Here is a 17,436-nt window from a genome sequence, read left to right as displayed (position 1 = left end):
AATTGAAGGTGAGATCCGTTTATAGCGTGCAGTAATGACAAGGCAGTGATTTTTGTGTGGGTAATGACGTTCTGCACCCGATAGGCCCTTGAACCTGCAAATTGCGACCCCATATACCGGAGCAGAAGCGCGAGTCGAGTTCGCGCACGATTTGAAAGGAGAAATCTATGGCTGACGAACAGACGCTGGATACGCAAAACCCAGACGCCAATCAGGCTCCCCAAGCATCGGGTGAAGACCTGGTGGCTCGTGTACAAGTGCTCGAAGAGCAACTGGCTGGCGCGCAGGATCAAGCTTTGCGTGTTGCGGCTGATCTGCAGAACGTCCGCCGTCGCGCCGAGCAGGATGTAGAGAAGGCGCACAAATTCGCGCTGGAAAAATTCGCAGGCGACCTGCTGCCGATCATCGACAGCCTGGAGCGCGGCCTGGAGTTGTCGAGCCCGGATGACGAAAGCATTCGCCCGATGCGTGAAGGCATCGAGCTGACCCTGAAGATGTTCGCGGACACCCTCAAGCGTTATCAGCTGGAGGCGATTGATCCTGAGGGTGAGCCGTTCAACGCCGAGCACCATCAGGCGATGGCCATGCAGGAAAGTGCCGACATGGAACCTAACAGTGTGTTGAAGGTGTTCCAGAAGGGCTATGTGCTCAACGGCCGCCTGCTGCGCCCAGCCATGGTTGTGGTCAGCAAGGCCCCCGCGCCGGTTTCGCCCTCGATTGACGAGCAGGCTTGAAATCTGTCGTAGGGCCCCCATTTAGAAGTCAAGCGTTTAAGTGCTACCGCAGTTAGCCACCACTGCTGCGGCAACCAAATCCAAAGTTTCGGGAGAGTGAACATGGGCAAAATTATCGGTATCGACCTGGGGACTACCAACTCCTGCGTCTCCATTCTTGAAAACGGCAGCGTCAAAGTTATTGAAAACGCTGAAGGTACACGTACTACGCCATCGATCGTTGCCTACGCAAATGATGGCGAGATCCTGGTTGGCCAGTCGGCCAAGCGCCAGGCGGTGACCAATCCGCACAACACCCTGTACGCGGTGAAGCGTTTGATCGGTCGCAAGTTCGACGAAGAAGTCGTACAGAAAGACATCAAGATGGTCCCTTACAAAATCGCCAAGGCCGACAACGGTGACGCCTGGGTTGAAGTGAATGGCCAGAAAATGTCGCCTCCTCAGATCTCTGCCGAGATCCTGAAGAAAATGAAGAAAACCGCCGAAGACTATCTCGGCGAGCCAGTGACTGAAGCGGTTATCACCGTTCCGGCCTACTTCAACGACAGCCAGCGTCAGGCAACCAAAGACGCCGGCCGTATTGCTGGCCTGGACGTAAAACGCATCATCAACGAACCAACCGCGGCTGCTCTGGCCTACGGCATGGACAAGGCCAAGGGCGATCACACCGTGATCGTTTATGACCTGGGTGGCGGTACTTTCGACGTTTCGGTTATCGAAATCGCCGAGGTTGATGGTGAGCACCAGTTCGAAGTGTTGGCGACCAACGGTGACACGTTCCTGGGTGGCGAAGACTTTGACATTCGTCTGATCGACTACCTCGTCGACGAATTCAAGAAAGAAAGCGGCATGAACCTCAAGGGCGATCCTTTGGCCATGCAGCGTCTGAAAGAGGCCGCCGAGAAAGCCAAGATCGAGCTGTCTTCGAGCCTGCAGACCGACGTTAACCTGCCGTACATCACTGCAGACGCGACCGGTCCTAAGCACTTGAACGTGAAGATTTCCCGCGCCAAGCTGGAATCGCTGGTTGAAGACCTGGTTCAACGCACCATCGAGCCTTGCCGCATTGCGCTGAAAGACTCGGGTATCGACGTTGGCGCGATCAACGACGTGATCCTGGTCGGCGGTCAGACCCGTATGCCACTGGTTCAAAAGGCTGTTACCGATTTCTTCGGTAAAGAAGCCCGTAAAGACGTGAACCCGGACGAAGCCGTGGCCATGGGTGCTGCTATCCAGGGCGCTGTATTGGCTGGTGATGTGAAGGATGTCCTGCTGCTCGACGTCAGCCCGCTGACCCTGGGTATCGAAACCATGGGTGGCGTGATGACTGCGCTGATCGAGAAAAACACCACGATTCCTACCAAGAAATCGCAAGTGTTCTCGACCGCTGACGACAACCAGGGCGCGGTAACGATTCACGTGCTGCAAGGTGAGCGTAAGCAGGCTGCCCAGAACAAGTCCCTGGGCAAGTTCGACCTGGCTGAGATTCCACCAGCACCACGTGGCGTGCCACAAATTGAAGTGACCTTCGACATCGACGCCAACGGCATCTTGCACGTAGGCGCCAAAGACAAGGCTACTGGCAAGACTCAGTCGATCGTGATCAAGGCCAACTCCGGTCTGTCCGAGGAAGAGATTCAGCAGATGATTCGCGATGCTGAAACCAACGCCGACGAAGACCGCAAGTTCGAAGAGCTGGCCGCTGCCCGTAACCAGGGTGATGCGCTGGTTCACTCGACGCGCAAAATGATCGCGGACGCTGGCGAGAAGGTGACCGCTGAAGAGAAGACTGCAATCGAAGCGGCAGTGGTTGCCCTGGAAGCCGCCATCAAAGGCGACGACAAGGCTACCATCGACGCCAAGGTTGAAGAGCTGTCGAAAGTCTCCGCTCCAGTGGCGCAGAAGATGTACGCCGAGCAGGCTCAGCCAGCTGATGGCGCGGCACCGCACGCCGAGTCGGCTGAAAAGCCAGCTGACGACGTTGTCGATGCCGAGTTTGAAGAAGTAAAAGACCACAAGTAAGTTGTTGGTCGGCCGGTTGACTGCCTTTGTGCGGTGACTGGTAGGATGTCGCCGCGCGGGAGCTTGCTCCCGCGTTGGCGTGTCTGGAGTACACGAATTTTTACAGCATGCGACAACGTTCGCGTGTTGGCGGTACGGCCGGAAATGCTCCTGCTTTCTGGTGTAATCAAACCGCATCTGCAGGCCGGTTTCCCGGCTGCAATCTAAAGACCAGGATCGTTGAATTGACGTGAGTTGGGTCCGGGCCTGTATTGGGGCTCAACGAGTTTGGCAGGGCTCAGGAGGGTTTTGTCGGACGTCCTTAAGGGTGCAAAGAATTATGGCAAAGCGTGACTATTACGAAGTATTGGGTGTTGAGCGCACGTCGACTGAGGTAGAGCTGAAAAAAGCCTACCGCCGCTTGGCGATGAAGCACCACCCGGACCGTAATCCGGATAACAAAGAGTCCGAGGAAATGTTCAAGGAGGCCAACGAGGCCTACGAGTGCCTGTGCGATCCGAACAAGCGTGCGGCATACGACCAGTACGGTCATGCCGGCGTCGATCCGAGCATGGGTGGCGGTGGTGCCGGCTTTGGCGGCCAGAACTTCTCCGATATTTTCGGTGATGTGTTCAGTGACTTCTTCGGTGGTGGGCGCGGTGGTGCTCGTGGCGGCGCTCAGCGTGGCAGCGATTTGCGCTACACCCTGGAATTGAACCTGGAAGAAGCGGTGCGCGGTACGACCGTGAATATCCGGGTACCGACGCAGGTCAACTGCAAGCCGTGCGACGGTTCGGGTGCCAAGAAGGGCTCCTCGCCCGTCGCGTGCCCAACCTGTGGCGGTATCGGCCAGGTGCGCATGCAGCAGGGTTTCTTCTCGGTGCAGCAAACCTGCCCGCGCTGCCATGGCCAGGGCAAGATCATTTCCGACCCGTGCAACTCCTGCAACGGCGAAGGGCGTGTCGAAGAGTACAAGACCCTGTCGGTGAAAGTGCCGGCTGGCGTGGATACCGGCGACCGCATCCGTCTGTCGGGTGAGGGTGAAGCGGGAACGCAGGGTGGGCCGACCGGTGACCTGTATGTGGTGATCAATGTGCGCGAGCACGCGATCTTCCAGCGTGACGGCAAGCACCTGTTCTGCGAAGTGCCAATCAGCTTCGTTGATGCGGCCTTGGGTGGTGAGCTGGAGATTCCGACCCTGGATGGTCGAGTCAAACTCAAGATCCCTGAGGGGACTCAGACCGGCAAGCAGTTCCGTGTTCGCGGCAAGGGCGTAGCGCCTGTGCGTGGCGGTGGTGCGGGCGACCTGATGTGTCGTGTGGCGGTTGAGACACCGGTGAACCTGGGGCGTCGTCAGCGTGAGTTGCTGGAGGAGTTCCGCGCCTCACTTGAAGATGACAACAGTCATTCTCCGAAAACCACCGGCTGGTTCGAAGGCGTGAAGCGCTTCTTCGGCGATCTGTAAGGGGCCAGGTATGCGACGTATAGCTGTGATGGGCGCTGCTGGGCGCATGGGCAGGATCCTGATGGAGGCCGTGCAGCAGCGCGCGCCCCTTACCGGCTTGACGGCAGCGATCGTACGCCCAGGCAGTACGCTGGTGGGTGTGGATGCGGGTGAGCTGGCATCGCTGGGGCGTATTGGCGTGCCGTTGTCCGGCAATCTGGACGCGGTGGCTGATGAGTTCGATGTGTTGATCGACTTCACGTTGCCGCACGTCATGCTGGAAAACCTCGCGTTCTGCCGCAAGGCAGGCAAGGCCATGGTCATCGGCACCACGGGCTTGGATAGCGCGCAAAAGCAATTGCTGGTCGAGGCGGGCAAGGATATTCCGATCGTGTTCGCGGCCAACTTCAGCATCGGTGTGAATCTATCGCTGAAGTTGCTCGACATGGCCGCCCGGGTGCTGGGTGAGGAGGCGGATATCGAAATCATCGAGGCCCATCACCGGCACAAGATCGATGCCCCGTCAGGTACGGCGCTGCGCATGGGCGAGGTGATTGCCAGTGCCTTGGATCGTGACCTGGATAAGGTCGCGGTCTATGGGCGCGAGGGGCATACCGGCGTGCGCGAACGCGAAACCATCGGCTTTGCGACCGTTCGCGGCGGTGATGTGGTGGGTGATCATACGGTGCTGTTCGCCTGCGAGGGTGAGCGACTCGAAATCACGCACAAGGCGTCTAGCCGAATGACCTTCGCCAAGGGGGCGGTGCGTGCTGCGCTATGGCTCGATGGTCGTGAACCAGGCCTGTACGACATGCAAGACGTGCTCGAACTGCGCTAAGATATGCCCGAAATCGGGTCCGAACACGGTGTTTGGACCTGGTTTTATCCCGCCAAGCGATGTTCTGTCGCATTCTCTAGCCTTTCGGGCTCATTGGCGGTAGACCAAAAAAGCCTTTTTCTGTAAGCTACAGCTTTAGTGTGTCCACTAAAAGCGCGCAGAATAATTCAGTGAAGAAGCGGGGTGACGTGTCCATACGTCACTCCGCTTTTTTACAACCTGCGATCGCCCTTTCAGGCTTTATTTACGGGAGGTCTTCTTGACTAAGCCAGCCATACTCGCCCTTGCTGATGGCAGCATTTTTCGCGGCGAAGCCATTGGAGCCGACGGTCAAACCGTTGGAGAGGTGGTGTTTAACACCGCCATGACCGGCTATCAGGAAATCCTTACCGATCCTTCCTACGCCCAGCAGATCGTTACCCTGACTTACCCGCACATCGGCAACACCGGCACTACGCCGCAAGATGCTGAGTCCGACCGTGTATGGTCGGCAGGCCTGGTGATTCGTGACCTGCCACTGGTTGCGAGCAATTGGCGTAACACGATGTCCCTGTCCGATTACCTGAAAGCCAACAATGTTGTGGCCATCGCCGGTATCGATACCCGCCGCCTGACACGCATCCTGCGTGAGAAAGGCGCGCAGAACGGCTGCATCATGGCCGGCGACAATATCTCCGATGAAGCGGCCATCGCCGCGGCACGTGGGTTCCCGGGCCTCAAGGGCATGGACCTGGCGAAAGTCGTCAGCACCAAAGAACAGTACGAATGGCGTTCGACTGTCTGGGATCTGAAAACCGACAGCCACGCGACCATCGACGCTTCCGAGCTGCCATACCATGTGGTTGCCTACGATTACGGCGTCAAGCTGAACATCCTGCGCATGCTGGTCGAGCGCGGCTGCCGCGTCACCGTGGTGCCGGCCCAGACCCCGGCCGCCGATGTGCTGGCCCTCAAGCCGGATGGTGTGTTCCTGTCCAACGGTCCTGGTGATCCGGAGCCGTGCGACTACGCAATCAAGGCGATCAAGGAAGTTCTTGAAACCGAGATCCCGGTGTTCGGTATCTGCCTGGGGCATCAACTGCTGGCCCTGGCGTCTGGCGCCAAGACCCTGAAAATGGGCCACGGCCACCACGGTGCCAACCACCCGGTCCAGGACCTGGACAGCGGTGTGGTGATGATCACCAGCCAGAACCACGGTTTTGCCGTAGATGAAGCGACCCTGCCAGCCAGTGTGCGTGCGACTCACAAGTCGCTGTTCGACGGTACCCTGCAAGGTATCGAGCGCACCGACAAGAGCGCCTTCAGCTTCCAGGGCCACCCTGAGGCTAGCCCTGGCCCGAACGACGTAGCGCCGCTGTTCGACCGTTTCATCAATGAAATGGCCAAGCGACGCTGACTGAACGGCTTGAAGGTGGCCCCGCGAACTGGTGGCCCCTTCAGGCTCTTCAAAGATTGTTCTAGACGGCTTGCCGACTGACCTGCGGATTTGAGTGACAAACCCATGCCAAAACGTACAGACATAAAAAGCATCCTGATTCTCGGCGCTGGCCCGATCGTTATCGGCCAGGCCTGTGAGTTCGACTACTCCGGCGCCCAGGCTTGCAAGGCCCTGCGCGAGGAGGGCTACCGCGTCATCCTGGTGAACTCCAACCCAGCAACCATCATGACCGACCCGGACATGGCTGACGCCACGTACATCGAGCCGATCAAGTGGCAGACCGTTGCCAAGATCATCGAGAAAGAACGTCCAGACGCGCTGCTGCCGACCATGGGTGGCCAGACCGCACTGAACTGCGCCCTGGACCTGGAGCGTGAAGGCGTTCTGGAAAAGTTCGGCGTAGAGATGATCGGCGCCAACGCGGACACCATCGACAAGGCTGAAGACCGCTCGCGCTTCGACAAGGCGATGAAATCCATCGGCCTGGACTGCCCGCGCTCGGGTATCGCCCACAGCATGGAAGAAGCCAATGCGGTGCTCGAGAAGCTGGGCTTCCCGTGCATCATCCGTCCGTCCTTCACCATGGGCGGCACTGGCGGCGGTATCGCTTACAACCGCGAAGAGTTCGAAGAAATCTGCGCGCGCGGCCTGGACCTGTCGCCGACCAAAGAGCTGCTGATCGACGAATCCCTGATCGGCTGGAAAGAGTACGAGATGGAGGTTGTCCGCGATAAGAAGGACAACTGCATCATCGTCTGCTCCATCGAAAACTTTGACCCGATGGGTGTGCACACCGGTGACTCGATCACTGTTGCGCCAGCACAGACCCTGACGGACAAGGAATACCAGATCATGCGTAACGCCTCCCTGGCGGTACTGCGTGAGATCGGCGTTGAAACCGGTGGCTCCAACGTCCAGTTCGGCATCTGCCCGGACACTGGCCGTATGGTTGTGATCGAGATGAACCCGCGTGTGTCCCGTTCTTCGGCGCTGGCCTCGAAAGCCACGGGCTTCCCGATTGCACGTATCGCTGCCAAGTTGGCGATCGGCTACACCCTGGACGAACTGCAGAACGAAATCACCGGCGGTGCTACGCCTGCGTCCTTCGAGCCGTCCATCGACTACGTCGTGACCAAGCTGCCACGCTTCGCCTTCGAGAAGTTCCCGAAAGCCGATGCCCGCCTGACCACGCAAATGAAGTCGGTCGGTGAAGTAATGGCCATCGGCCGGACCTTCCAGGAATCCTTGCAGAAAGCCCTTCGCGGCCTGGAAGTAGGCGTTTGCGGCCTGGACGAGAAGCTCGACCTGAGCAACCCGGAAAGCATGAGCGTGCTCAAGCGCGAGCTGACCGTGCCGGGCGCCGAGCGCATCTGGTATGTGGCTGACGCTTTCCGTGCCGGCATGACGGTCGAAGATATCTTCGGCATGAACATGATCGACCCGTGGTTCCTGGTACAGATCGAAGACTTGATCAAGGAAGAAGAGAAGGTCAAGACCCTGGGTCTGGCCAGCATCGACCGCGACATGATGTTCCGCCTCAAGCGCAAAGGCTTCTCCGACATGCGTCTGGCCAAGTTGCTGGGTGTGACCGAGAAAAGTCTGCGTCGCCACCGTCACAAGCTGGAAATCTTCCCGGTCTACAAGCGCGTTGACACCTGCGCGGCCGAGTTTGCTACTGACACCGCGTACCTCTACTCGACCTACGAGGAAGAGTGCGAAGCCGCGCCGTCGGGTCGCGACAAGATCATGATCCTGGGCGGCGGTCCAAACCGTATCGGCCAAGGCATCGAGTTTGACTACTGCTGCGTACACGCAGCACTGGCCCTGCGCGCCGACGGGTACGAGACCATCATGGTCAACTGCAACCCGGAAACCGTATCGACCGACTACGACACCTCTGACCGTCTGTACTTCGAGCCGGTTACCCTGGAAGACGTACTGGAAATCGTCCGTGTCGAGAAGCCAAAAGGCGTGATCGTCCAGTACGGCGGCCAAACCCCGCTGAAACTGGCGCGTGCCCTGGAAGAGGCCGGCGTGCCAATCATCGGCACCAGCCCTGACGCGATCGACCGTGCGGAAGACCGTGAGCGCTTCCAGCAGATGGTTGAACGCCTGAACCTGCGTCAGCCGCCAAACGCCACCGTGCGCAGCGAAGATGAAGCCATCCGTGCAGCCAGCAAGATTGGTTACCCGCTGGTGGTGCGTCCGTCCTACGTACTGGGCGGTCGGGCGATGGAAATCGTCTACGAAGAAGAAGAACTCAAGCGCTACCTGCGTGATGCGGTGAAAGTGTCCAATGACAGCCCGGTGCTGCTGGACCACTTCCTTAACTGTGCCATCGAAATGGACGTCGACGCGGTTTGCGACGGTACTGACGTGGTGATCGGCGCGATCATGCAGCACATTGAGCAGGCTGGGGTTCACTCCGGTGACTCCGCGTGCTCGCTGCCGCCTTACTCGCTGCCGGTGCACATCCAGGACGAGATGCGTGAGCAGGTCAAGAAAATGGCCCTGGAATTGGGTGTGATCGGCTTGATGAACGTACAGTTGGCGCTGCAAGGCAACGATATCTACGTCATCGAAGTCAACCCGCGCGCTTCCCGTACCGTGCCGTTCGTCTCCAAGTGCATCGGTGTTTCCCTGGCAATGATCGCGGCTCGCGTCATGGCCGGTAAGACTCTGAAGGAAATTGGTTTCACCAAGGAAATCATTCCGAACTTCTACAGCGTGAAGGAGGCGGTGTTCCCATTCGCCAAGTTCCCTGGTGTTGACCCGATCCTCGGCCCAGAGATGAAGTCGACCGGTGAAGTGATGGGTGTCGGCGATACCTTCGGCGAAGCCTTTGCCAAGGCCCAGATGGGCGCCAGCGAAGTGCTGCCGACCGGCGGCACCGCATTCATCAGCGTGCGTGACGATGACAAGCCGTTGGTTGCAGGCGTGGCCCGTGATCTGATCAACTTGGGTTTCGAAGTGGTTGCCACCGCCGGGACTGCCAAGCTGATCGAGGCGGCAGGCCTGAAGGTGCGCCGTGTGAACAAGGTGACCGAAGGTCGTCCGCACGTGGTCGACATGATCAAGAATGACGAAGTCACGCTGATCATCAACACCACGGAAGGTCGTCAGTCGATCGCTGACTCCTACTCCATTCGTCGTAACGCCTTGCAGCACAAGATCTACTGCACCACCACCATTGCTGCAGGCGAAGCTATCTGTGAAGCACTGAAGTTCGGTCCCGAGAAGACCGTGCGTCGCTTGCAGGATCTACACGCAGGATTGAAGGCATGACCAAATACCCAATGACCGTCCAGGGCGCCAAGGCCCTGGAAGAAGAGCACGCTCACCTGACCAAGGTCGTACGTCCGAAGCTTAGCCAGGACATCGGTACGGCCCGCGAATTGGGTGACCTGAAGGAAAACGCCGAATACCACGCTGCTCGCGAGCAGCAGGGTATGGTCGAGGCGCGTATTCGTGACATTGAAGGCCGTATGCAGAACGCGGTGATCATTGATGTCACGACTATCCCTCACACCGGCAAAGTGATTTTCGGCACCACTGTCGAGATCGCCAACGTCGAGACCGACGAAACGGTGACTTATCACATCGTGGGTGAGGATGAGGCTGACTTCAAGCAAGGAAAAATCTCCGTGGGTTCGCCCATCGCTCGCGCCTTGATTGCCAAGGAAGAGGGGGATGTGGTGACTGTGAAGACGCCGGGTGGCGTTATCGAGTACGAGATTGTCGAAGTTCGTCATATCTGAAGGCCGGCGCCCGCTTCGTGCAGGCGCCATGCTTTGGCAGCTGACTCAGGTGTTGTGGGTCGGCGGCTTGTGGTTGTTGCAGATCGGTTTGTTGCCGATGTTGGGCCAGATAGGCCTGGCGCCGCTGCTGATCGACGAAATTTCACGCACGTTGAGCCCGCTGCTGGTTGGTTTCGCAGCGGCTTGCGTGCTTTTTCAGGTTCTGGTGTTGGTTCAGGCCAAGGGCCTTGGCAGTCTATGGCGCGATTTTCGCGGGCAACTGCTGTTGATGGCGGTATACGCCTGTGCGATGTACTTCGTTGTGTGGTTCGATTGGCCGAGTGCGCGGCACTGGTTGCTGTTCAGCTACCTTGTGCTGGGCTTGTCCGGGTTGCTGCTGGTGCTGCAGCCGGTACCAGGATGGAGTGGCAGGGTGCGCGAAGCACACCCCTGACCCGTTTTGTCACTTGAAGCGATGGACGTTCGACAGTTGCTTGTTTACGCTGAAGTTCTTGCGATGAATCAGCGCCATCTTACCGATGACCTGTACCAGGTCCGCCTTGCCGACCTTGCATAACTCTGCGATGACAGCCAGGCGAGCTTCGCGATCGAGGATGTTGAGCTTGATCTTGATCAGTTCGTGATCGCTCAATGCGCGTTCCAGTTCGGCTAAAACACCTTCAGTCAAACCGTTGTCAGCCACAGTCAAAACTGGTTTCAGGTGGTGGCCGATGGATTTGTACTGTTTCTTCTGCTCTTGAGTGAGCGGCATAATCTGACCCTTTAGTCTGGATTCTGTAAAATGGCGGCCATTTTACCCGAGGGTGCGTGGATCCGCCCAATTAATCACGACCCTTATCATCGAGGTGCCCAATGGCGCGTTCCAAGACAAGCCTTGGTTGGCTGAAAAGACATGTCAATGATCCCTATGTGAAGCAGGCGCAGAAGGATGGCTACCGTTCGCGTGCGAGTTACAAGCTTCTGGAGGTCCAGGAGAAGTACAAGCTGATCCGTCCGGGCATGAGCGTTGTCGACCTGGGTGCCGCGCCCGGTGGCTGGTCGCAGGTCACCAGCCGGCTGATTGGTGGCCAGGGACGCCTGATCGCCTCGGACATCCTGGAAATGGATAGCATTCCGGACGTGACCTTCATCCAGGGTGACTTCACCCAGGATGCAGTGCTCGCGCAGATCCTTGAAGCCGTGGGTAATTCGCAGGTGGACCTTGTGATTTCCGATATGGCCCCCAATATGAGTGGTACGCCTGAGGTAGACATGCCTAAAGCCATGTTTCTTTGCGAACTGGCTATTGATTTGGCGGCTCGGATACTCAAGCCCGGTGGCAATTTCGTGATCAAGGTTTTTCAGGGTGAAGGGTTTGATGCCTACGTGAAGGACGCTCGTCGGAAGTTCGACAAGGTCCAGATGATCAAGCCAGATTCTTCCCGGGGCAGTTCCCGCGAGCAATACATGCTGGCTTGGGGCTACCGCGGCCGGAGCGAGTAAAGCGTGGTTTTTTTGTGGGGCGATAGGTTTTTAGTATTTCGCCCCGCAAGCATTAACGAATATTGTGTAGTCAATGTTTCACAAAGGGTTACAGACGGCGCCTGCCAGAGCTGTAGGTAATGTAGTAAGTTAGGCCGGTGAATATCATGCGAAGCGCGCGCCAGTTGCGGAGCTTGCTTCAGAGGGTAGTTAATTGAACGATATGGCAAAGAATCTGATCCTGTGGTTGATCATCGCGGCTGTCCTGGTGACGGTGATGAACAACTTCTCCAGCCCTAACGAGCCGCAGACCCTCAACTATTCCGACTTCATCCAGCAGGTCAAGGATGGCAAGGTCGAGCGCGTAGCCGTGGATGGCTATGTCATTACCGGCAAGCGCACTGATGGCGATAGCTTCAAGACCATTCGTCCGGCTATTCAGGACAACGGTCTGATCGGCGACCTGGTGGATAATCATGTGGTTGTCGAAGGCAAGCAGCCTGAACAGCAAAGCATCTGGACTCAGCTCCTGGTCGCAAGCTTCCCGATCCTGGTGATCATCGCCGTCTTCATGTTCTTCATGCGACAGATGCAAGGTGGTGCGGGCGGCAAGGGTGGGCCGATGAGTTTCGGCAAGAGCAAGGCACGCCTGCTCTCCGAAGATCAGGTTAAAACGACCTTGGCTGACGTCGCCGGTTGTGACGAAGCCAAGGAAGAAGTGGGTGAACTGGTCGAGTTCCTGCGCGATCCGGGCAAGTTCCAGCGCCTGGGCGGTCGCATTCCTCGTGGCGTGCTGATGGTTGGCCCGCCAGGTACCGGTAAAACCCTGCTGGCCAAGGCTATCGCTGGCGAAGCCAAGGTGCCGTTCTTTACCATTTCCGGCTCCGATTTCGTCGAAATGTTCGTGGGTGTCGGCGCCAGCCGTGTTCGTGACATGTTTGAACAGGCGAAGAAGCACGCGCCTTGCATCATCTTCATCGACGAAATCGATGCCGTTGGTCGTCATCGCGGCGCAGGCATGGGCGGCGGTCATGATGAGCGTGAGCAGACTCTCAACCAGTTGCTGGTAGAGATGGACGGTTTTGAAATGAACGACGGCATCATTGTCATTGCCGCGACCAACCGTCCTGACGTACTGGATCCGGCGCTGTTGCGTCCGGGCCGCTTCGACCGCCAGGTTGTAGTAGGTCTTCCGGATATCCGTGGGCGTGAGCAGATCCTGAAAGTCCATATGCGTAAAGTGCCGATGGGTGACGATGTCGCACCTGCGGTCATCGCTCGTGGCACACCTGGCTTCTCCGGTGCTGACTTGGCCAACTTGGTCAACGAAGCATCACTGTTCGCTGCTCGTACCGGCAAGCGTGTTGTCGAGATGAAGGAATTCGAGCTGGCCAAGGACAAGATCATGATGGGCGCCGAGCGCAAATCCATGGTCATGTCCGAGAAAGAGAAGCGCAACACGGCTTATCATGAGGCGGGTCACGCGATCGTTGGTCGTGTGGTGCCCGAGCATGACCCGGTCTACAAGGTCTCGATCATTCCGCGTGGTCGTGCGCTGGGTGTAACCATGTTCCTGCCGGAAGAAGATCGCTACAGCCTGTCCAAGCGCGCGCTGATCAGTCAGATCTGCTCGCTGTACGGCGGCCGGATCGCTGAAGAAATGACCCTCGGTTTCGATGGTGTCACCACTGGCGCGTCGAATGACATCATGCGTGCGAGCCAGATTGCGCGGAACATGGTCACCAAGTGGGGGTTGTCGGAAAAACTCGGTCCCCTGATGTACGCCGAAGAAGAGGGCGAAGTGTTCCTCGGTCGTGGCGGTGGTGGCCAACATGCCAGCTTCTCGGGCGAGACTGCCAAGCTGATCGATTCCGAAGTGCGCAGCATCATTGATCAGTGCTATGGCACGGCCAAGCAAATCCTGACGGATAACCGCGACAAGCTGGATGCAATGGCTGATGCGCTGATGAAATACGAAACCATCGATGCTGAGCAGATCGATGACATTATGGCAGGGCGCACACCGCGTGAGCCGCGTGATTGGTCGGGCGGGACCGGCACTTCCGGTACACCTCCGGCAGCGCAGGAAGAGCGTCCTGAAACCCCAATCGGCGGTCCCGCTGCCGACGTCTAAGGTTTTAAATGACTCTTGTACAGTCCTCAACCCGGTTGCCTTGCGGCAACCGGGTTCTTGATTTAGCCCATGCGCATGTCATGGGTATTCTGAATGTCACCCCTGATTCTTTCTCCGATGGCGGTCGTTTCAGCCAGCTTGATGCTGCCCTGAGGCATGCCGAGGCGATGGTGTCTGCCGGCGCGACTTTGATCGATGTCGGTGGCGAGTCGACTCGGCCGGGTGCTCGGGCGGTTTCACCGCTTGAAGAGCTTGAGCGTGTAGCGCCGATTGTCGAACTGATCCATCGTGAACTAGATGTGATTATTTCTGTCGATACGTCCACGCCTGCGGTCATGCGTGAGGCGGCGCGTCTGGGGGCGGGGCTGATCAACGATGTTCGATCGCTGCGTCGAGACGGGGCCTTGGACGCTGCTGCGGCCACTGGCCTACCTGTGTGCCTGATGCATATGCTCGGTGAGCCAGGGGATATGCAGGATAATCCGCACTATGCTGACGTAACGCTTGAGGTGGGCGAGTTCCTCTCTAGGCGTATGGAGCAGTGCGCGGCTGCGGGTATTGCGGCGCAACGGATTATTCTTGATCCGGGCTTTGGTTTTGCCAAGAGCCTCCAGCACAACTTGAGCCTGTTCAAGCATATGGAAGCCCTGAATGAACTTGGGCGCCCGCTGCTGGTGGGTGTGTCTCGCAAGAGCATGATCGGGCAGGCCTTGAATCGTCCGGTGGGGGAGCGGCTGCATGGCGGCCTTGCTCTTGCCGCGCTGGCGGTGGTCAAGGGGGCAAAAATTTTGCGCGTGCATGACGTGGCCGAAACGATAGACGTAGTGCGGATGATCGCCGCCGTAGAGTCAGCCGAATGAGAGTGATGGGTACTTATGACTAAAAAATATTTTGGCACCGATGGTATCCGTGGTCGGGTCGGTACGTACCCGATTACTCCGGACTTCATGCTCAAGCTCGGTTGGGCGGCGGGCATGGCATTCCGACGGATGGGGGCCTGCAAGATCCTGGTTGGCAAGGACACGCGTATCTCCGGCTATATGTTTGAGGCGGCGCTGGAGGCCGGACTGACCTCGGCAGGGGCTGATGTGATGCTGCTGGGTCCCATGCCGACACCGGCAATCGCCTACCTCACCCGAACGTTCCATGCGGAAGCCGGCATTGTGATCAGCGCTTCCCACAACCCGCATGACGACAACGGCATCAAGTTCTTTTCCGGTAAGGGCACCAAGCTGCCGGATGAAGTCGAGTTGATGATCGAGGAGTTGTTGGACGCGCCAATGACCGTTGTCGAGTCGAGCCAGATCGGCAAGGTGTCGCGCATCAACGACGCCTCGGGTCGTTACATTGAATTCTGTAAGAGCAGCGTCCCGACGGGTACCAGTTTTTCCGGGATGAAAATCGTTGTTGATTGCGCCCATGGCGCAACCTACAAAGTGGCACCGAGTGTTTTTCGTGAGCTGGGCGCCCAGGTCACGGTGCTCTCTGCGCAGCCCGATGGCTTGAACATCAACAAGAACTGCGGGTCGACCCATATGGGGCAACTGCAGGAGGCGGTGCTGGCGGAGCAGGCGGATTTGGGCATTGCGTTCGACGGTGATGGTGATCGAGTGATGATGGTCGATCACACCGGTGCAATCGTCGATGGCGATGAACTGCTGTTTATCATTGCTCGCGATCTGCACGAGCGTGACAAGTTGCAGGGTGGCGTTGTTGGAACCCTGATGAGTAATCTGGGGTTGGAGTTGGCGTTGGCTGACTTGGGTATTCCGTTTGTTCGCGCCAATGTCGGTGATCGGTATGTGATTGCCGAACTGCTTGAGCGAAATTGGCTGATAGGTGGCGAAAATTCGGGTCATGTCGTGTGCTTCAGTCATACCACTACGGGGGATGCGATCATCGCGGCCCTGCAGGTGTTGATGGCGCTGAGGAGTCGCTCGGAGAGCCTTGCACAATCACGCCAGGCGCTGCGCAAGTGTCCTCAAGTTCTGATCAATGTGCGCTTTTCCGGCGGCGATAACCCGGTCGAGCATGCGGCTGTGAAAGAGGCCAGTGAGCGCGTTACTCAGGCAATGGCGGGGCGTGGTCGCGTCTTGTTGCGCAAGTCGGGTACAGAGCCTCTGGTGCGTGTCATGGTCGAAGGTGAGGACGAAACACTGGTCCGCGGCCATGCCGAAGCACTGGCAAAGCTGGTTGCTGAAGTTTCTGCCTGATTTCGGCTTGCCAGCAATGATGTGGTTGGGTAACATCTGCGCCCACTTTGACCGACGAGGTACAGCATGCGTCGCCCTATGGTAGCTGGTAACTGGAAGATGCACGGTACCCGCGCCAGCGTCGCTGAGCTGATCAACGGCCTTCGTCATCTGGCCTTGCCAAGCGGTGTTGATGTCGCAGTGTTTCCGCCTTGCTTGTATATCAACCAAGTGGTTGATGGCTTGAAAGGAAAGTCGATTTCGGTCGGCGCGCAGAACTCTGCGGTGGAACCGATGCAAGGTGCACTGACCGGTGAAATTGCTCCGAGTCAGTTGGTGGATGCAGGTTGTTCCCTGGTGCTCGTTGGGCACTCAGAGCGCCGCCAGATCATGGGCGAGCGTGACGGGACATTGAATCGCAAGTTTGCAGCAGCGCAGGCATGTGGCTTGATTCCAGTGTTGTGTATAGGGGAAACCCTTGAGCAGCGCGAAGCTGGAAAGACTCTTGAGGTTGTCGGGCGTCAGCTGGGCAGTATCATTGAGGAGCTGGGTGTTGGGGCTTTTGCAAAAGCAGTAATTGCTTACGAGCCGGTCTGGGCCATTGGCACCGGGCTGACTGCATCACCGCAACAAGCGCAGGATGTGCATGCAGCCATTCGCGCGCAGTTGGCGGCAGAAAATTCTGAGGTCGCACGAGGTGTGCGGCTTCTATACGGCGGCAGCGTGAAGGCGGCCAATGCGGTCGAACTGTTCGGCATGCCGGATATCGATGGGGGGCTCATTGGTGGAGCGTCCCTGAATGCAGATGAGTTCGGTGCGATTTGTCGCGCCGCGGGAAACTGAAAAAATGCTGGAAACAGTCGTAGTCGTTTTTCATCTGCTGGGTGCACTGGGCGTAGTTGCTCTCGTATTGCTGCAGCAGGGTAAAGGTGCGGATGCTGGTGCGTCTTTCGGAGCAGGTGCTTCAAATACTGTGTTCGGAAGCCAAGGTTCCTCTACCTTTCTTAGTAAGTTTACTGGTATACTTGCCGCAGGTTTTTTCATAACCAGCTTAGGGTTAGGTTACTTTGCTAAAGAGAAAGCTCATGAGCTGACTCAAGTAGGTTTACCAAATCCAGCGGTGTTGGAAGTTCCAAAGCCAAAACCGGCTTCTGATGATGTACCGGTGCTTCAAGAGCAAAAGTCGGCAACCAATGCGACTGACGTGCCTCCAGCTCAAGAGCAAAAGTAAGAAGGGTTTCAAACGTAGTATTGCCGAGGTGGTGGAATTGGTAGACACGCAACCTTGAGGTGGTTGTGCCCATAGGGTGTAGGGGTTCGAGTCCCCTTCTCGGTACCAATTAGTCAGGAGAGCCCGCTGTTGCGGGCTTTCTTGCAGGTGGAAGGTTACATTGACCCTGCAAGGGATCGGTCGTATACTTCCGCCCCAGCTTTGT

Annotated in this window: 15 protein-coding genes and 1 tRNA gene; 15 read left to right on the top strand and 1 reads right to left on the bottom strand. The window is 57.7% G+C overall.

Annotation, left to right across the window (positions count from 1 at the left end):
• Positions 1-167: 167 nt before the first annotated feature.
• The 8 genes from grpE to BMW74_RS21865 all read left to right on the top strand — a co-directional run bounded on the left by grpE (position 168) and on the right by BMW74_RS21865 (position 10,646).
• Complete coding sequence (gene grpE, locus BMW74_RS21900) at positions 168-734, top strand: nucleotide exchange factor GrpE (RefSeq protein ID WP_093426228.1); 567 nt, start codon at positions 168-170, stop codon at positions 732-734.
• Positions 735-836: 102 nt separating this feature from the next.
• A complete protein-coding gene (gene dnaK / locus BMW74_RS21895; RefSeq protein ID WP_093426227.1) occupies positions 837-2,756 on the top strand; it encodes a molecular chaperone DnaK in 1,920 nt (639 codons plus the stop codon).
• Positions 2,757-3,075: 319 nt separating this feature from the next.
• A complete protein-coding gene (gene dnaJ / locus BMW74_RS21890) occupies positions 3,076-4,200 on the top strand; it encodes a molecular chaperone DnaJ (protein ID WP_093426226.1) in 1,125 nt (374 codons plus the stop codon).
• 10 nt (positions 4,201-4,210) lie between these two features.
• Positions 4,211-5,017 carry a 4-hydroxy-tetrahydrodipicolinate reductase gene (gene dapB, locus BMW74_RS21885; protein ID WP_093426225.1) on the top strand — a complete coding sequence of 269 codons (807 nt, stop codon included), beginning with the start codon at positions 4,211-4,213 and terminating at the stop codon, positions 5,015-5,017.
• Positions 5,018-5,276: 259 nt separating this feature from the next.
• A complete protein-coding gene (gene carA / locus BMW74_RS21880; protein WP_093426224.1) occupies positions 5,277-6,413 on the top strand; it encodes a glutamine-hydrolyzing carbamoyl-phosphate synthase small subunit in 1,137 nt (378 codons plus the stop codon).
• A gap of 105 nt (positions 6,414-6,518) precedes the next feature.
• Positions 6,519-9,740, top strand: a complete 3,222-nt coding sequence (carB, locus tag BMW74_RS21875) for a carbamoyl-phosphate synthase large subunit (protein WP_093426223.1) — start codon at positions 6,519-6,521, stop codon at positions 9,738-9,740.
• Positions 9,737-10,213, top strand: a complete 477-nt coding sequence (greA, locus tag BMW74_RS21870; RefSeq protein ID WP_093426222.1) for a transcription elongation factor GreA — start codon at positions 9,737-9,739, stop codon at positions 10,211-10,213. Before carB ends, greA begins: the two co-directional genes overlap by 4 nt.
• A gap of 28 nt (positions 10,214-10,241) precedes the next feature.
• Positions 10,242-10,646, top strand: a complete 405-nt coding sequence (locus BMW74_RS21865; RefSeq protein ID WP_093426221.1) for an MFS transporter — start codon at positions 10,242-10,244, stop codon at positions 10,644-10,646.
• 9 nt (positions 10,647-10,655) lie between these two features.
• On the opposite strand, the gene BMW74_RS21860 is transcribed toward BMW74_RS21865, so the two are convergent.
• Positions 10,656-10,964, bottom strand: coding sequence for a YhbY family RNA-binding protein (locus tag BMW74_RS21860; RefSeq protein ID WP_093426220.1), 309 nt, complete (start codon positions 10,962-10,964; stop codon positions 10,656-10,658).
• 101 nt (positions 10,965-11,065) lie between these two features.
• Here BMW74_RS21860 and rlmE point away from each other — a divergent pair, with 101 nt between their 5' ends.
• The 7 genes from rlmE (at position 11,066) to BMW74_RS21825 (ending at position 17,339) form a co-directional block, all read left to right on the top strand.
• Complete coding sequence (gene rlmE / locus BMW74_RS21855) at positions 11,066-11,695, top strand: 23S rRNA (uridine(2552)-2'-O)-methyltransferase RlmE (RefSeq protein WP_093426219.1); 630 nt, start codon at positions 11,066-11,068, stop codon at positions 11,693-11,695.
• Positions 11,696-11,897: 202 nt separating this feature from the next.
• Complete coding sequence (gene ftsH, locus BMW74_RS21850) at positions 11,898-13,808, top strand: ATP-dependent zinc metalloprotease FtsH (RefSeq protein ID WP_093426218.1); 1,911 nt, start codon at positions 11,898-11,900, stop codon at positions 13,806-13,808.
• A gap of 8 nt (positions 13,809-13,816) precedes the next feature.
• A complete protein-coding gene (gene folP / locus BMW74_RS21845) occupies positions 13,817-14,668 on the top strand; it encodes a dihydropteroate synthase (RefSeq protein WP_093426217.1) in 852 nt (283 codons plus the stop codon).
• 15 nt (positions 14,669-14,683) lie between these two features.
• Entirely contained in the window at positions 14,684-16,021 is a 1,338-nt protein-coding gene (glmM, locus tag BMW74_RS21840) for a phosphoglucosamine mutase (protein ID WP_093426216.1), read from the top strand.
• Positions 16,022-16,087: 66 nt separating this feature from the next.
• Entirely contained in the window at positions 16,088-16,843 is a 756-nt protein-coding gene (tpiA, locus tag BMW74_RS21835; protein WP_093426215.1) for a triose-phosphate isomerase, read from the top strand.
• 4 nt (positions 16,844-16,847) lie between these two features.
• Positions 16,848-17,231 carry a preprotein translocase subunit SecG gene (gene secG, locus BMW74_RS21830; protein ID WP_093426214.1) on the top strand — a complete coding sequence of 128 codons (384 nt, stop codon included), beginning with the start codon at positions 16,848-16,850 and terminating at the stop codon, positions 17,229-17,231.
• Positions 17,232-17,253: 22 nt separating this feature from the next.
• Positions 17,254-17,339, top strand: a tRNA-Leu gene (locus BMW74_RS21825).
• Positions 17,340-17,436 lie beyond the last annotated feature (97 nt).

The sequence above is a fragment of the Pseudomonas sp. ok272 genome, assembly GCF_900109995.1.
In the GTDB taxonomy this organism is placed as follows: domain Bacteria; phylum Pseudomonadota; class Gammaproteobacteria; order Pseudomonadales; family Pseudomonadaceae; genus Aquipseudomonas.
Note: the sequence above shows the minus strand (reverse complement) of the source record. Positions and strands in the feature narration are given on the sequence as shown.

Coding starts and splice junctions, on each gene's coding strand:
- ftsH (WP_093426218.1), top strand. CDS start 11,898: ATGGCAAAGAATCTGATCCTGTGGTTGATCATCGCGGCTGTCCTGGTG.
- tpiA (WP_093426215.1), top strand. CDS start 16,088: ATGCGTCGCCCTATGGTAGCTGGTAACTGGAAGATGCACGGTACCCGC.
- dnaJ (WP_093426226.1), top strand. CDS start 3,076: ATGGCAAAGCGTGACTATTACGAAGTATTGGGTGTTGAGCGCACGTCG.
- folP (WP_093426217.1), top strand. CDS start 13,817: ATGACTCTTGTACAGTCCTCAACCCGGTTGCCTTGCGGCAACCGGGTT.
- greA (WP_093426222.1), top strand. CDS start 9,737: ATGACCAAATACCCAATGACCGTCCAGGGCGCCAAGGCCCTGGAAGAA.
- glmM (WP_093426216.1), top strand. CDS start 14,684: ATGACTAAAAAATATTTTGGCACCGATGGTATCCGTGGTCGGGTCGGT.
- grpE (WP_093426228.1), top strand. CDS start 168: ATGGCTGACGAACAGACGCTGGATACGCAAAACCCAGACGCCAATCAG.
- dnaK (WP_093426227.1), top strand. CDS start 837: ATGGGCAAAATTATCGGTATCGACCTGGGGACTACCAACTCCTGCGTC.
- rlmE (WP_093426219.1), top strand. CDS start 11,066: ATGGCGCGTTCCAAGACAAGCCTTGGTTGGCTGAAAAGACATGTCAAT.
- carB (WP_093426223.1), top strand. CDS start 6,519: ATGCCAAAACGTACAGACATAAAAAGCATCCTGATTCTCGGCGCTGGC.
- secG (WP_093426214.1), top strand. CDS start 16,848: ATGCTGGAAACAGTCGTAGTCGTTTTTCATCTGCTGGGTGCACTGGGC.
- dapB (WP_093426225.1), top strand. CDS start 4,211: ATGCGACGTATAGCTGTGATGGGCGCTGCTGGGCGCATGGGCAGGATC.
- BMW74_RS21865 (WP_093426221.1), top strand. CDS start 10,242: ATGCTTTGGCAGCTGACTCAGGTGTTGTGGGTCGGCGGCTTGTGGTTG.
- BMW74_RS21860 (WP_093426220.1), bottom strand. CDS start 10,964: ATGCCGCTCACTCAAGAGCAGAAGAAACAGTACAAATCCATCGGCCAC.